10 protein-coding genes are annotated in these 16,827 nt (G+C 32.3%); 2 read left to right on the forward strand and 8 right to left on the reverse strand.

What is annotated here, in order from left to right; translation table 11 throughout:
- The first annotated feature begins 625 nt into the window (after positions 1–625).
- The gene (locus FJX03_07695; protein ID MBM3633563.1) at positions 626–1,819 is read left to right on the forward strand and encodes a DUF4102 domain-containing protein; all 1,194 of its coding nucleotides are present in this window, start codon (positions 626–628) and stop codon (positions 1,817–1,819) included.
- Here the strand turns inward: FJX03_07695 and FJX03_07700 are convergent.
- From FJX03_07700 to FJX03_07730, 7 genes are all read right to left on the reverse strand, one after another.
- Entirely contained in the window at positions 1,783–2,790 is a 1,008-nt protein-coding gene (locus FJX03_07700) for a hypothetical protein (protein MBM3633564.1), read from the reverse strand. The two genes, FJX03_07695 and FJX03_07700, sit on opposite strands and share 37 nt — an antisense overlap.
- 1,047 nt (positions 2,791–3,837) lie before the next feature.
- The gene (locus FJX03_07705; GenBank protein ID MBM3633565.1) at positions 3,838–4,332 is read right to left on the reverse strand and encodes a hypothetical protein; all 495 of its coding nucleotides are present in this window, start codon (positions 4,330–4,332) and stop codon (positions 3,838–3,840) included.
- Positions 4,265–4,732, reverse strand: coding sequence for a hypothetical protein (locus FJX03_07710; protein ID MBM3633566.1), 468 nt, complete (start codon positions 4,730–4,732; stop codon positions 4,265–4,267). Before FJX03_07710 ends, FJX03_07705 begins: the two co-directional genes overlap by 68 nt.
- Before the next feature lie 125 nt (positions 4,733–4,857).
- Positions 4,858–7,443, reverse strand: coding sequence for a hypothetical protein (locus FJX03_07715; GenBank protein ID MBM3633567.1), 2,586 nt, complete (start codon positions 7,441–7,443; stop codon positions 4,858–4,860).
- On the reverse strand, positions 7,427–9,208 hold the full coding sequence (locus FJX03_07720) for an ABC transporter ATP-binding protein (GenBank protein MBM3633568.1): 1,782 nt from the start codon (positions 9,206–9,208) through the stop codon (positions 7,427–7,429). Before FJX03_07720 ends, FJX03_07715 begins: the two co-directional genes overlap by 17 nt.
- Complete coding sequence (locus FJX03_07725; GenBank protein ID MBM3633569.1) at positions 9,205–10,992, reverse strand: hypothetical protein; 1,788 nt, start codon at positions 10,990–10,992, stop codon at positions 9,205–9,207. The genes FJX03_07720 and FJX03_07725 overlap by 4 nt, the downstream gene beginning before the upstream one ends.
- Positions 10,989–11,723 carry a lasso peptide biosynthesis B2 protein gene (locus tag FJX03_07730; protein ID MBM3633570.1) on the reverse strand — a complete coding sequence of 245 codons (735 nt, stop codon included), beginning with the start codon at positions 11,721–11,723 and terminating at the stop codon, positions 10,989–10,991. The genes FJX03_07725 and FJX03_07730 overlap by 4 nt, the downstream gene beginning before the upstream one ends.
- 797 nt (positions 11,724–12,520) lie before the next feature.
- Between FJX03_07730 and FJX03_07735 the strand changes: the two genes are divergently transcribed.
- Positions 12,521–15,922 (forward strand): tetratricopeptide repeat protein, encoded by a 3,402-nt coding sequence (locus tag FJX03_07735; protein MBM3633571.1) that lies wholly within the window; start codon positions 12,521–12,523, stop codon positions 15,920–15,922.
- Positions 15,923–16,023: 101 nt separating this feature from the next.
- Here FJX03_07735 and FJX03_07740 read toward each other — a convergent pair whose 3' ends face one another.
- Entirely contained in the window at positions 16,024–16,395 is a 372-nt protein-coding gene (locus FJX03_07740; GenBank protein MBM3633572.1) for a hypothetical protein, read from the reverse strand.
- Positions 16,396–16,827: the final 432 nt, after the last annotated feature.

Here is a 16,827-nt window from a genome sequence, read left to right on the forward strand (position 1 = left end):
TTTCAATAATTGCTTCAATAAATAAGAAAGTTTCCGTATTTGAAGAAGTTATCCCGTAGATAACATCCTGTGTAAAATAGTGCTCTGCATAATTCCCCTTAAGATCATTTCTCTCCTTTGACAATGAATCAACCTATCTACTTTGGTAATCGCTTATTCGATGCCATTTTCAAGTTTTGTGCTTTTTCAAGAGAATTATCTAAAGAATTTTCCGTAACGTTCATAAATTTTTCTGACAGGGGAGATATAAGTTTTGGGATCATAAGCTCTGGTTGCCGTTCTAGAGAACTTTTAATGATTTCTGGCAGCGTACTTATATAAATAATCGCTTCTTTGCTACCTATATACTACCTGGACGCTGTAGGGGGTAAATCAAAAACCTTGCAAGTTTAAGGATAATTGGTGGGCCCTGTTGGATTCGAACCAACGACCCTCTGATTAAAAGTCAGTAGGACTACTCATATCATTCGTTCTCATAAATTATATAATTATTTGAAAAAATTACGTTTTTTAAAAATTTTTCATTTTCCTAATTAACATATAATCGCTTCGAATCAATTCCTATTGCTTCCGGATTGCTTCCGGAATTATAATTTATTATGACAATCGATAAGAGATAAAATTGATGGATGGTAAAAAACTAACCAAGCGTGTTGTTGAAAGTATTAAGCCACACAAAAGCGATGAAGTGCTTGTATGGGATTCTGAAATTAAAGGCCTGGGCCTAAGAGTATATCCTACAGGTCGCAAAACATATTTCGTCCAATATCGGAATGAATTTCTTCGCACACGTCGCAAAAAGATCGGCATTCATGGAACTGTTACAGCTGAGCAAGCTCGGGAAATAGCCAAAGGTCTCTTAGGAGATGTAGCCCAGGGGGAAGATCCCTCACAAGATATTCAATCAAGAAGAATTAAACCATCTCTCGCTAATCTGGCCAAAGAGTATCTTGAGATCTATGCCAAAACCAACAAAAGACCGAAAAGTTTTCGAGAAGATCAGAAGATGTTAGAAAGAATTATTCTTAAACGTTGGGCAGATAAAAAGGTTGAAGAACTTACGGCTCAAGATATCCAATATTTACATCATGAGCTTAAAGATACCCCCTACATGGCCAACCGTGTTCGGGCGCTATTGAGTAAGATGTTGAATATAGCTATTCAGTGGAAATGGCGCACGGATAATCCCGTCAACGGCGTTCAAAAATATCAGGAACAGAAACGCAATCGCTGGCTTGATGAAGAAGAGTTAGAAAAACTATGGGTCGCTCTTGAATCACACCCCAACCAAAGTATTGCTAAGGCCATTTGGTTGCTTGTGCTTACAGGCTCCAGGCGCGGAGAAGTCTTGAGTGCTACATGGGATCAGTTTGATTTGGATAAAGGCATTTGGACGAAACCAGCACATACAACGAAACAAAATCGTATGGAGCATCTGCCCCTCTCCACTCAAGTTATTACTCTGTTAAAAAGCATGAAAGAAAAGAGCAAAGACAAATACCTATTTCCCAGCAAAATACCTGGACAACCTCTCCAAGACATTAAGAAATCTTGGAGCACCATTCAAAAAAGAGCTGGGCTCGCAAATGTGCGTCTCCATGATTTGCGGCACACTCATGCTTCTCATCTGGTATCCAGCGGATTGAGTTTGAGTATCGTTGGAAAATTATTAGGCCACACTCAAGCTTCAACGACGCAAAGATACGCCCATCTAGCGGATGCGCCCTTAAGGCAGGCTGCTGAATTTTTTGGAAATAAGGCTCAAGAAATTCGAAATAGGAGTCAAAAAACTACAGAATCTTCTACTCTTCCACTGTAAGCCATTTCTTCTCTTAAATTATCAAGAATATGCTGGCACTGAGTATAGTAATATACACTCTGCTCCTTGCCAATCTTGGATACATAGTTTTGTTTTGCTAAATTAGCTTCTTCAAAATCAAACTTGAGTTTAAGCGATCGATAAAAATCTTCATCCATATATACTTCTGATTTTGGATGCGTATTATTTCTTATACAGCATCTAGCTGTTCTATGTATTTCCTCTAAATTAGCAAATGGAGTTCCTAAGCTATTAAGGCAAATATGATTTTGAGTGGCGGAAATATGCAGCATAGAATCATCGTAATATTCGTTTGACCCCTGAGAAAAGATACCATACACGTTTAAGTCTAAATGTTTTTTATAGATGGCTTGCACTTCCTGAAAAATATATAGGAGGGTTTCAGGGCTATAATTATAGGGAATGTTATCTTCGAACGTTCCCACTGTCCAATTGCTCTTTAAGATCAATGAGTCAGCAAAAGAAATAAATGAAATGTTATGATACTTTATTGCGAGGGCATCAATTGCGTTTCTAATATTTATTAGCTTATCTCTGGATAGTTGCCCCTCCTCAATTGCTGCCTTTACATCAGCTGCATCGATCAAGGCAAAAACGGAATATTGCTTTAAATATAAGTGTTTTAACCAACCGCTTTTTACAAATAAATGAGGCTTTTCATCGCATCTCCAGCTACCCACGCAAATGATAAATTGATCCTTCGGCAAATTTACTACCACCTCATGAAGCCTTTCATAAGTGGGATACCATGACAGTTCAAAGGAATGTTCATTAATTTGCTTAACGGCTATATGACAAATATAGCCCACGGGCTCTGATTCAATCCCATTGAACCCATTTACACAATATTGTTCAAATGCCTTCAGGTACTTCTCGTCCATCAAATAGCAATCTCTACTTAATGGGATATTATTATTTTCATATATATCGAATTCCGGGTGTTCAAACATTTTCTAAATTTCATTTCTAGCGTAGTTAATCAATTAAAATTTAAAAGATGACCATAAAGCTGTCAACTAATACGATAGCTTTCATAGCTGACTACACAATTTTAAAATAAAAAGGTTTACGTTTTATTATCTTTGACTTTTTTACAATAAAACTGCCCTTCCAATATGTCTGCCCAAACGGGCAGATCGATCCGGTCATAATGACCAGTTCGATCTGGTCAAATTGACCAGATCTTATATTGTATTGATACAGAGAATACTAGCTCAGAGAATACTCTTCCTCCTCTAAATCTCCTCCTTCATCGAAAATCGATCGAAAGGAAGAGGAAAAAATTGAAAGGCTTAAAGTCATTCATTCGAATTTCAAAGAAAACTGCGCCTTATACTTGTCTATGAAAATCAACAAATCGATCTGCCCACAATGGGCAGGTCGATCAGCCCAATTTGGGCAGATAATAATCTATGGATTTCAGAGAATACGAACTCAGAGAATACTCTTCCTCCTCCAAACCTCCTCCGTCAGCAAAATTGGATTGCAAAAAAGTAGAAGAGAAAGAAGATGATAAATTTTTAGTTAAGTTAAATTTAAATTAGCATTTAATCTTCCGCAAATGGTCGCCTGATGCCCTTTGATCGATATTTTAGGAAAAGGTAGTGGGGCCAATTTAAAATCACCCTACGATCCTTTTAAGTGGCTTTGCGAAGACAATGACAGATTAGAGCCATTTGAATGAGGAGAAGTTGTAAAGAAAGTTAGTTAATCAACCACAATTGATTAGGATTCTCGGTTGAGATAAAAAATTTCAATACAAAGTCTGCAATAACCCCCAAACAACAGCTTACCAAAACCCCTGAATTAATCCCATCTAAAATCCAAAAATCCTCCATATTTTTAAGATATATTACATACAACAAATGCGCGGTTGCAAATTCAACTCATAACTCAGCATTTCTAAATTTTTTAAAATGAGTGTTTTATAAAATTAGAAATTTAATAATATAATTTTTAGTAAAACTAGATAGAAATTATATATTTTCTTTTACAATTTATAAAAGTAAGCATGCACTTAACTTTTCCAAAGCTTCATGTTGATTAGGATGATCACTTTGTCTAGAAATATCACCTATAATTTCTACAGCATTGCTATTATACATAGGCTTTGAGTGTAAAATTAAAGCCGCGCGAAATTGCAAAGAATGTTTATTATTTCTGGCAATTCGAAGTAAGTTATTTGCCGCATGAGTTTCAGCATTGTTATCTCTGCAATTTAATTGATATTTATAAATTTGTAATTCAACATCATCTTCTACACCATAATGATATAAATTATTTGAAAGTATACCAAGTGCCCAATCGCGCTTATCACCTTGGTAGCGATAGAAAATATTATTATAAGTGCTTTCTATAGCACTCTTGCCTAAAGAAATATCATTAACATTTCCCCTTTTCATTAACGTAATTGCCGCTTCTATTTTAATACGTAATTGATCCGTCCATACATCTGCAGAAGGAGCTTGATAATATTTTTCTGGACTTTTCAAGTACACAAACTAAGATTTTTCTTGCTAAATCTTTGATTTCGTCATTATCAGCATTTTTAAAAAGAAATGTTGCAGCATCAACGGCTTTCATATTTGTTTCCTCAAGACAAGAAAGTAGTTTTATTTTCCCAACTTTCTTATCGCCTTCGTTAGAACTTGTGTATAAAAATTGTGCAGCAGTTAATGATTTATGATGACTCTTATCTAAAGTTATAGATCGTAATGCTGCTCTCCCTTTATCTTGTTGTTCTAAATTATCACTTAAATAAAGATTGTGGGCATTTTCAAGTGCACCAATCATATTACAAAAAATTACACAAATCATAATTTTAAAAAACAATATTATTTTTATCTGAAAAAAAATCTTTATAAGATCTTTCTTATTAATACTAATTATCATTTTATAAATTCTTCAATTCTAAATTTATCGATAGTACATTCTTTAGCTTGAATCTTGATGCTTTATAGCTGCCAGACCCACTCATTCATTTAATGTATTACTAAACACTAGCTTTTATTGTTAATTTAAAATTTATATTTTTCTTTAAGTTGTTTAACTTTTTCTCCCTCTACCAACCATAAGGAAAACTTTTTTAATAAATTTTTATTTATTTCATGATTGTCTTCTAGTCCATTATTATTGTCATAAAAAGCTAATTCATTTAAATGACCGGAAAATATACGAACATTTGATTGTTTACGCGGACATTTCATAATTTCTCTATAAATAAAATTTTCTTCATATCCCATATGAAAATCTTGCAATAAAATATCTGTTAAATATTGAACAAGTTGCAAATGAAATCTAAGAACGTCATGCTGTTCATCAGGAACTTCAAATCTTGCCATACGCGCATAAACTGCCGCAAGGCCACCAAGCGGAGCTTTAGCACTAATCCACGTTTTTGGGCTCCACAAACATTCAACATATCCCCATCCCCAAAGAAATCCACCATAGCCAAAAAGGTCATTTAATGCGGCTAATTTTACGGAATCTTCGTCACTAGTAAGATTTATTGTGGCTTTAAATATTTCCTGCAATGTTAGAACTTTTGGAATAATTCTAGTCATTAAAGGCAATGGCGCTCTAGCTACAAGTGATTTTTTTAAAAGTTTCTTAGCTTCACTTTTTAAAGTTTTATCTTTCTTTTTTTCCGAAGCTTGGAATTTTATTTTATCAGAAGAAATATTCAGAATTTTTTTTGCTTGTACAGCTTCTTCAACGATAACCTTAGCTTTACGAAGTGAACTTACCTTTTCAGCTTTACATAATATACTTTCCTCTTCTTTTCCAGTTATAGCATTTTCAAGTAGATATTTTTTTTTCATAAACGATAAAAACCTTTTTAATATTGCTCTTTTGATTTTTACATCTAATTTAAAAAATGGAATTTCTACAATTCTCTCTCTAAGAGCCGCTAAAGGATCATTAACTAATTCCTGAGCATCATCGTCATTAAATGAGCAATGTTGTTGAGACTCTTCCTCATTGACACATATTTTTAATTGTTCCTCGTTTGAAACTAAATTTAACCAAAACATACCCATTATATTGCTAGATATATTTCCTATCCCACCTACAAATGCTTTTAGCCCCCATCCTGAACTGATGGAAGATACTGGAAGTAGAGGTTCTGGTTTGAAGGATGGAATTTTTTTATTTGCAGTGATAACTATGATTAGATCCTGAATAGACAATCCAACATCGAAATAATTGCTATGAAATTCTTCTTTAGTAGGATCTAAGTAATCCAACAACATACCTAAGGCTTGTGGTTGGGGATTTCCCAATTCATCCAATAATACTCTATCAAAATCATTGAGTATTAATGCAGAATTTTTATATGTCTCATTGGTGTTTTGAGTCTGCACCCTAATATTAAAACTATATTTCTTTGACCCACCGGCTCTTATTAAAAAATCTTCAAAAACATCATCTTCATTTTCATTGCGCCCTTTTAATAAAGTTTGAACAAAATGTCCAAATGAAGAAGTTTTGCTTCCAAAGGATTCGCCTTCTAAAGCTGCACTTGTAAGATCTTGAGGAGATCTTATAGATATTTCACAAGCAGGTAATCCCAGTTGTTCGAAAATAACTCTAGAAGCATTTGTCTTTCCTGTTCCTGGATCCCCAAAAAAATAAAATGCTCTCCCAGCGGAAGGAATACTAGAGTTAGAAGAGGCAACAAGTTGTAAGGCCATTCTTTGTAGTTGATGTTTTGTTACGTTAGTATAAGAGTTGAGTTCATTGTCAGAATCATCATCAATTTTTTTTGAATCTTCGGCTGCATTACCATTAAAATCATATAGATTAGGATCCCAGGGAAGTTTTTTCTTCTTGATGGGTAATCTTAAATAATTTTTTAATACGCCTCTAATATCTGTTGCAAAAATGCTATTTGCTCTAGCATCCATAAATGTTTGCTCTATTTTTTTCTGAATTTTTACCGGATAAAAACGCTTTTTTAGCACATAAGCAATTTCTAAGTCAGATATACCCACCTCATTAACGACATTTTTAATAATTTTATCTTTTTCACTTTCAAGGGTTGCTTTAATATATTCTAAAGATAATTGCATTTGAGAAGGTCGAAAAATGCGATCGGCGGCTTTTAAAGTTTCCCCCACTAAACCCGCTCCTGCAACTCCAAACAACACTGGCCCAGAAATAGATTCTAATGCACTGAATAATACAAAGGTTGTCATTTGTGAAAATACGCCGCCCACTACTTCTGCAGTAATAGTATAAGGCGAATTGCCAGATTGTTTTATGCGTTGCTCTAACTTATTTAGGTCTTCTTGTAATGTTGGGAAGACCCTGGTTTCAAGTTGATAGATTTTTTGATCAATAAGTTCTTGAAGTATGGTTGTTATTATTCCATCATCGTAAATTTTTTCAATATCTTCTAACTCCTCCGATGTGATTGGAGGTTTATTTTTATTATATACTCGTTCAGTAAGCCTTGTTTGATTATATATGCCATCATCCAACCAACTATAAGGATTTCCTTTCTCTGAACTGCCCATTTTTTCATTGGCTAAAACAGGACTAAATATATTTATAAAAATTTCTAAAATACAAATGGTAAAAATTTTACTGATAACTTTCATTTTTTTCTCCAATAAATGTGTTGGTGGTTTGTTTAAAAATATTATTTATATTATTCTCTTGAAAAATTATTTTTCTTTCTTTGGTAAGCTTTTTAGGGTGTAGTGATATTATTTGATTTGCGCTACTCACCATGAAAGGCTTATGCGTAATAATAATTTTAGTCATATTTGGGAGATATTTTTCAATGTTAGCTTGAATAATTGATTCTGTTTTACTGTCTAAAAACGATGTGGGCTCATCAAATATGCAAATTTTTGGTTTCTTTAGAAAAAGCCTAGCTAATGCCAAACGTTGTTTTTCTCCCCCAGATAGTTTGGCACCTCTATCGCCTAAATTTGTATAAAGTTTGTTAGGCAAATTCTTAACAAATGAAAGAAGATTAGCTTTCTCTAAAACAAATTCTATTTCATCAAGACATGCATCTTGTTTAACAAATAGTAAGTTATTATAGAGAGTATCATTAAGTAGATATGTTTCTTGAGGCACCCATCCTATTGTTTCATATAAAGACTCAAAAGAAAGTAACTTTGTATCTATTTGGTTGATAAGAATTTGCCCTGATGTTGGCTCGTATAACCTTAAAAGAAGTTTAGCAATTGTTGATTTTCCAGTGCCTGTTTCTCCTATAATAAGGAGTGTTTCACCAGAAGAAATCTTAAACGAGATGTTATTTAATATAGGTCTATCTTGATATTTAAAAAAAACTCTTTTAAATTCAAGTTCAAAATTTGTTTCGTTAAATGTAATAGGAAACTTATTTTGTTTAATCTCAGGTTCGGTCAAAAGTATATCCAAAATTCCCTTCATATCCAGAAGAGCTTTCTTCATATCTTGAGCTAACTGACCTAAGATACTAATTGGAATTATAAATTGTAAAATATAACCATTAAATAGTACAAAGTCTCCAACAGTTAATTTTCCTTCTAATACACCCTTACCCACATAGTAAGTTAGGAATGAAAGGCCAATACCTAATATTACAGATTGTATCAAGCGCACAAGACTCAAATTTGTCATAAAATTGACTTCAGCTTTTTCTCTTTCTTTTAATTGTTGTTGATATGTTTTTATTGCATATTCTTGTTTATTGAATACTTTTATTGCTTCATAATTTAACAGCCAATCAGTGACAATACCATCCGCCTTCTTGTCAATTTCATTAGCAATATGACGACTTGTCAAAATTGACTTCATCGATATAAAAGTATAACCAAAAAAAACAATTAGTGTACTCGCAAGAAAAAAACCATATATAGGCGGATAAATAATGGAAACTAGTATGATAACAAATAGAAATTCAATAATAGTTGGAAGTACGTGAAAAAATATACCTAAGGTAACCTCAGGTACGTCTTGTTGAGCTCTGCGAATAAGATTTGTTAATGCACCTGCTTTCTGATTTAAAAAATAGTTTTGTGAAAGTGAATGAAGATGAGAAAGTATTTTTATACCTAGCGTATAAATTATCCTTTGTTCAATACGATATGTACATATGGATCGAAGAGATAGGGATGCTTGGCTAATTATCCAAATTAAACCATAACTTATTAAAATGAGTGTAGTCATTGAACTATCATGATGAACTGCAAAGAATTCAACAGTATTTTTAAGAATAAAGGGGACAAGTATATTAGATATGATACCAATCAATAAAAATACGACTGCCATACAAAAACTTGCAAATATTTTTTTATCTTGAAATGTGGCGAAGAAAACGGATTTTATACAAATCCAATATTGTTCATGATTATTTTTTTTGCTCATAGTTGTTTGTTTTCCCAATAGTTCAGAAAAATTTCTATTGAAGCTAAGTGCATGAAAGGCCACATATGTTTGATTTCGCCATTAGCAATTTTATTGATTGTTACTTCAAATCCCTTTTTATCGATTAGTCCATGAGATGCAAAAAAACCCTCCAGGCACAGTGTTTTTATTCGCTCTATATTGTGCTTTAATCCTTGTTGAAAAACTCCTGTTGTTTGACTTTTATCTCTTCTCCAAACTGTATCCGTCTTAAAAGCACTGCTTACTTCTTTACGCAAAGGGTATCTGTCAAAGCCATCTTTAAATAATTTATATGTTGAATAAGAAAGTGCTGATTTTAGCATTGGCTCATATAGAAACGGATAAAACGTATGCTCTAAACTGTGCATCATTTCTACATGAATAGAGGCAATGCCCTCGTACAAAGCTTCAATCTGTGCGTATTTACCTGGAAGAATATCTTTTGGTAATTTATCAAAAACTGGATGAAGAAATTCTGATGATATATTATTTAAAACCTCAGGTTTAACCCATTGAGGGATTTCATCAATAGTATTGTAAATATCAATTTTTTTCTTAATTTTTGAAAAGTAGTAAGAATAAAAGTCTACTATGTTTGTTTTTAAAATTGAGTAAATTGGATCCCGAGACAAGTGTGCTAGACATTTAACCTGTTTTATATATCCTCTTAGTCCATTTTCAATAATATAATCCACAGATGAACTTTTAGAGGGAACACCCATAAAAATATGGTCACTTCCATGTCCGCTAATAAATGTAGAAAATTCGTCATTAGGTAGATAATTAGAAATACTTTCTAACCACCTCAAACTTATTAAATCTGGTAGCGGTTTATTAGGTTTGAAAATGGGGGTTTTTTTAGGGGGATCAAAAGGTAGATAGTCAGTAGCATCAATTTCAATAAGCTTAATACCCGTCTCTTGACTTACTTTTTGAGCATGCATTAACTCATTTGATGAATTTATCTCTGGGTGAAAATAGTTTATTGCAGTCAAATTTTGATTATTTTTTACAACATTTTTTAAACAGTAAACAATGGAAGATGAGTCCAAGCCCCCAGAAAGGCTTACGCAGATGTTTTTATAAGGTTTAATCCATGCCTCTAGAGTATTCTGGAGAACAGGAACAATTTCGTTTTGTTCCATCTTTTTGCTATAAAAAGATAATGGATTCCACAATGAAGTTATTTTTTTTTCACTTTTTGTAATATTTAATTTACACCCGGGAGGTATTTCAAAGATATTTACAAATGGAGTTTGAGTAGAACAACTATTGCTATGTATCAAATAAGAATTAAGATATTGCCAATTATATTCAAATTTTTTATTCAAAATTTTGAATATAATTTCAATGTGTGAGGAAAATAAAATACCTCCATCTGGTAAATTATGAAAGAAGCATGGCAATTGCCCAGTAGAATCAAGGATAATCTCACACTTGTCTTTTTTTGCATTTATATAAACGTACTTACCCCATACGTTATCTATAAAAAGAGACAAATCTAATTCAGAATATTTTTTAAAATTTTCTAATTTTAAATTATCTGAAGAATTTTTATCAAATGCACGCCCCATTAAGATTGATGAATTAGCATTCCAAATTTTGTCCGCGTCTTGAAAATCAGAAATTTTTCCGCAACATAGGATAACTGATTCTTGATAAATAGCGGTTGGAGCAACTTTCGTAAATAATGCAACATTGTCATAAATTTTTTTTTCATCAATCGAGAAGGCTCCAAAGTTGAATATTCCTGCATATATCATATAATTGCCCTCCGAAAAGGTTCGTTCAAAATTATAGCCATTTCTTCTCTTAAATTTGGAGAATCTCTCACAACTTTTCCATCACACTCCACCCAGGCATGTGCCATAAAAGGATAATTTTGAAGACCAATTTCTAAATTACATTTCCAATTGCGCTTTAACGCCATTAATACGAAAGTCATGGCCCACTCTAGGCATTTTGTACGAGTTGGATAAATCATACAGGCGTCATTTACTATATTTGCTAAATTATCTAATTCTTCTCTTTGGGGAATAATATAATTGACTTGTAATTTATGAAATTTTTTAAGGAGCTTAATAGTTGCATAAAATCCTTTTATTTTCATATGCATATGAATTTTTATAAGATTTTTTAATGCTAATATAACTTGCAGGTTAATCTTATTATTTTTATTTTTTAGCGGAAGTTTCCAATCAACATTTGTGACACCATTTGAATTTATTTTACGATCAATATAATAGGGGTAAGGCTGATTATTGTATTCAATAATATTTTTATTTAATAATTTTTGAATATGGTTAAATTTTAAGTCTTGTGAAGTCGATGAATTGTGCTGTGAAAAATATAAATTTTCTCGGGAAAATATTTCTTCAAATATGTTAGAGATTTTGCTAGAGCAAACAACATATTTATCTAATTTAGCATTTAAAAGAATATACTCTTTTTTAAATTGCGTAATATATATGTGATCTGCAAGATGATAATACATAAATAATTTTTCTTTCTAAATTTATATTTAATAAATTATCCATTCCCTTTATGTCACCGACTTTTTGTATCGGTGACATTAAAGTAAAATCTAAGATTTATCTTGACCAACAAACGCCACCTAGAGATTCGAGCGCCCCACCTGTTCGACCCGTTGTTAATGTGGAAGCATTATTTTCTAAAATTATTTCATATAGTTTAGATAACTCTACTTCAGCTTCTTGCAAAAATTCTTTTTCCATAATCTAATTCCTTATTTGTGTTTTATAATTTAAAGAAATCTATAAAAAGTATTTTACTTAATTCACTCTTCGCTATATATTTTGTGTCACCGATATTTAAATCGGTGACATTTAAGCAAAGTTTAAACTTTATCTTGGCCAACGCTTGCCGCCCGTTGGACCTTCTGGAGCTAACCCGCGATATCCCTGTGTCAAGGTAGAAGCATCTTCCTCTAAGATCGTCCCTTCCAACTCTGAATATTCTAATTCTGTTTCATTTAAAAGAGTATTTTCCATGATTTAAATCCTATTAATTATAAGGTTTATTTTTAAGATAAGGTTATATGCCATATCTCGGTTATTTTGTTAGCAAGGCAAAATGCTGTACTAACAATTATCAATTTAAATCATTATAATTTTCATTTTCTAACAGGAATATTTACCAAAGCCTAGCTACAGGGAATTTTACTGTAAGACCTTTACATTAAGGAATGAAGCCACTAAATTGCTAAGAAAGCAAACCTATTCATTGCAAAATACTTTAGGTGATCCTAATTTCTTTCTTGAGATAAACTTTATGAACATTCAAGACAATGACTTACCGCAATTAATTTATTCAAAGTGCCTATTGAAAATAGGAGATATAAGCTTTACTCCCCGAGAAATTGACATCATTGCTTTTATAATCAGCGGACGATCAGCAAAAAGGACTGGTATCCTTCTCTCCCTTTCTCAGAAGACTGTAGAAAGCTACACAAGAAATATTATGATAAAATTGGAATGTAATTCTAAAGAAGGAATTATTGATTTTATTGAAAAATCTGACCAGTTTGCGAATGTTAAAAGATACCATACAAGCTTATTAATGCAGCTTAATTTCGAAAAAATATTAAAAAGCATTGCCCTTATTCCGGATTTGGACAAAGAAAAAAAGATATTTCTAGTAGCACAAGAAGAAGAAATAAAATCTTATTTTATTGAAAACCTAATAAAGCATATTAATATAGTGGGTCTTAGCCTTTCACAAGTACTTTGGGAACCTACCCAATCCTTCTCGCTATTTAACAAGCACGATAGTAAGAATGAATTTACAATTTATTTCATCTCTAATTTACACTCAATAAATACATTAATAGATTCCAACACATTTTTACTTCAACAAAACACCCAAGCATCACACAGGTTTTTTCTTTTTTCTAATGATGAAATATTCAAGCAATGCTCATTACAATTAAATAAGTTAGAACATTTGAAATATGATAACGGAACCAATTATTACAGCACTGTTTTCAATATTCTTCAAAAAATTTTCCCCAATATCAAATTGGATAGTTACATTAATGAATTTATAGATCAAAACAAACAAAATACCAATATAACCCAGACTCCTCACACAGAAGTACAATCTCGAAATGAGAAAAAGTTTTATGATTTTTCGTTTAAAACCTTCATAATATTATTTATATTAATATTATGTATTCTTAGTGCTACATTTTTTTGGGCGCTAAAAGGAAAAAAGCAAATAGAAAGACCTTTTATACATTCAAATTTATCTGGCTCTAATAATATACCTCATCTTAATCGCTATGAAATTATACATCAAATTAAAAAGGAATTTGAAAAAGCATCAGGTATTCACGCTATAGCCCTTATTGGCGTTGGCGGTGCAGGAAAAACAACTCTTGCACGACAATATGTGAGTCAACAAAAAGCTAGTATAATGTGGGAATTTAGCACTGAAACCCCTCAGAGCCTTAATGCCTCATTTGATAAATTAGGGCAAAAACTATCTCAAAGTGATATAGACCATAAGTTGTTAAAAAATATTCAAATGATGAGCTCATTAGCTGAAAAGGAAACCAAACTTATTCAATTTGTTAAAGATAGATTAAAACTTAATCCGAACTGGTTTCTAATTTATGATAATGTGGAATCATTTGATGCAATACAAAAGTATTTTCCAAATGATTCCACTGAGTGGGGTGAGGGAAAAATTTTGCTCACATCGCGAAATAGCAATATTGAAAATAGCAAATATATTAACCATGTAATTCATATTGGTGAGTTATCTTCTAAAGAAAAACTAGATCTCTTTGCTAAAATCACATCAAGTGAAATGGACAATCTTAGAGTAAATCATAATAAGGACGTAATAGAATTTGTAAAAAAACTTCCCCCATTTCCACTTGATATATCACTGGCAGCTTATTATCTAAAAGCTACACAAATGCCGTTTAATTCATATCTAGAAAATTTGGAAACATCCAATAAAGACTTTGCAAGCGTTCAAGAAAATATTTTGAAAGAAGTTGGTAGTTATACAAAAACGCGAGAAAATATAGTGATTTTAGCGTTGCAGGATATTTTCAAAAAGCATAAAGATTTTCCTGAATTACTGTTATTAATTAGCATGATAGATTCACAAGAAATTCCACGAGATTTGTTAGATTGTTGTAAAAATAGCGTAGTTGTTAGCAATTTTATATATAACTTAAAAAAATACTCTCTCATAACAAGTAAGCATTTAAACTCTACACACTCAAGTTCAACTATATCTATTCATCGTAATACTCAGCTCATCAGTCTTTCTTATCTTAAAAAAGTTTTAGATTTGGAAAAAAACAAAGATATAACCCACAATATATCCAATTGTCTAATGGATTATGGAATTAACAAAGTAGTTATAGAAGCTGACCTAGCAAAAATGAAGGCATTAAATCAACATTTGCATAAATTTTTAAGCCATAAACATCTTCTGGAATCAAGAACGGAAGCCACGCTAGAAGGTGAAATGGGTATAATAGAATATTTTTATGGCGATAATATCAAAGCAAAAAGATATCTTGAAAATTCTCTGAATGAATTAAATAAACTTCCTAACACATCACCTGTTCGCATTGCTTTATTTATGGGGTATTTGGGTAACGTTTATAGAGACCTCGGTCATTATGCTCGCAGCAAAAAATTGTTAGAAGAAAGTATTGGTATTTATGATAAGAATTATCCTCAAGAAATAGTAAATCATAGTTATTTCTTAATTTATTTAGGAATTGTGGAGAGGATATTAGGAAATTATAATAATGCTAAAGCCATTTTTTACAAAGGCCTCGACATACAAAGACAATTTTTTCCTGAAAATAAAAATTATTTTGCTTGGGTTAAAGGACAACTTGCAATTATTGATAGAGAATTAGGTAATTACGAGGATTCACAAGCAGAATTAGAAAAAAGTATGATTACCTTTAAAGATGAACGCTCTAACACACATTTTGATGTAGCTTGGGGGTTAGAACATTTAGGAGTTCTATATTTTAAATGCGGCAATTATGCTAAAGCTAAAGATTCTTTAGAACAAAGTATTAAAATATATTCCTCATATTTTTTTGATGAGGTTGGTATAAATTGGGCACTAGAGAATATCAAACCACCCTCTATATTAAATAAGGAAGATAATTCAAAGAAAATTTTCGATCAAATATGTAAAAAATATAGTGACCATTTTCATGAGAATTATATTTATACTGCCTGGCCCATGAAATATTTAGCTCTTGTGTATGCCAAACAAGGCAATTTTATAAAAGCAAAAGTAATCCTTGAGCAGGTTTTAAAAATCTACCTTAAAAACTTTGGTAAGGAACACATCACTGTCGCTGTTGTATTAAACATGTTGGGAGAGATTTGCTTTCTAGAAAGAGATGAAAAAAGTGCTGAGTCTTATTTTGTAGAGTCTAGTAAATTATTTGAGAAAAACAATCATCCAGACTATTATATGTGTTTAGAAAACTTATCTGATTTATATTTATATAAAGCTAAGATTGCCTACGCTAATGGAGATACCCATGCTGCAATAACTATGAAAAATCATTCAATTGACTATTTAAAACAATCATTAACAATTCTACAAAATTACTTTCCCTCAACTTGTCCACATATTGCAAGAACTCGAAGGAAAATAGAATTTTTAATGCAAAATAGTTAACAATAAAAAAATACGCAAATAAAATTTTAGAACATTTTTGTCTTATTTAATACATACGTGATATTATATAATGTTAAAATTGAAGTTGGACACCAAATGTCTCAAACCCCCCTCACCAGCACATGATGAAACGTGCACCAATCGATGCACCATTTTCGCTTCAGGTAATCCAGATCAACGTTGGGGCTCAAGACGATGTATAGGGGCTTTTTATAATCACCTGCACAAATTTCGAGCAACGGCAGATTATCCTCCAATGCTTCCTGCATCGCCTCACACGGTTCTGAAGTGTGAGCATAGAGCACGGCGACTCGTTTTGGTGTGTAGATCATAAAACTCCAATTCATTTGCGAAAGATCAGGTTGATCATCTGCCAGCTTCAAATTTTCAGTCGTTTGGATACGCTTAAAAAGTTCATCGAAGCTTTCAAAATATTCTGCTGGCGTCCCATCTAACGGTATAATTTGTATCATTCACTGTCTCCTTAACCTTGACAATTATTGGAGTGCAAATGTTTGAAGGAGATTTCTATCCTGTAGTTTGGGCATGATGAATCAACTTGCCGAGAAAGCAATATAACCCAATGAAAGATAAGAAAAGCCCGAAGAGGTCTTCTCAAACATCACACAATATGAAGGAGGCCAGGGGCTTCCTTGCCCTCCTTCAAATGAACTTGTTTAAGAGAGACACACCTTGGGTGGCCCAGATTTATAGGATATTCTCTTGTTCTGTTCTTGGAAAATACGCTCAGTATGAGCTATGATGTCTTTAGCCATGACATGGCGATTGCACTGAACTCTTCTCAGCTTAGTTTCTAAATCTATAGCCTCTTGTATTCCCTCAGTTTTTGTAAATTAATTTGATTTTCTGGCTTTTAAGAGCTCTTTCTTCCCATTTTTTTGTTT

This window comes from Alphaproteobacteria bacterium (assembly GCA_016870095.1).
Classification (GTDB): domain Bacteria; phylum Pseudomonadota; class Alphaproteobacteria; order Paracaedibacterales; family VGCI01; genus VGCI01.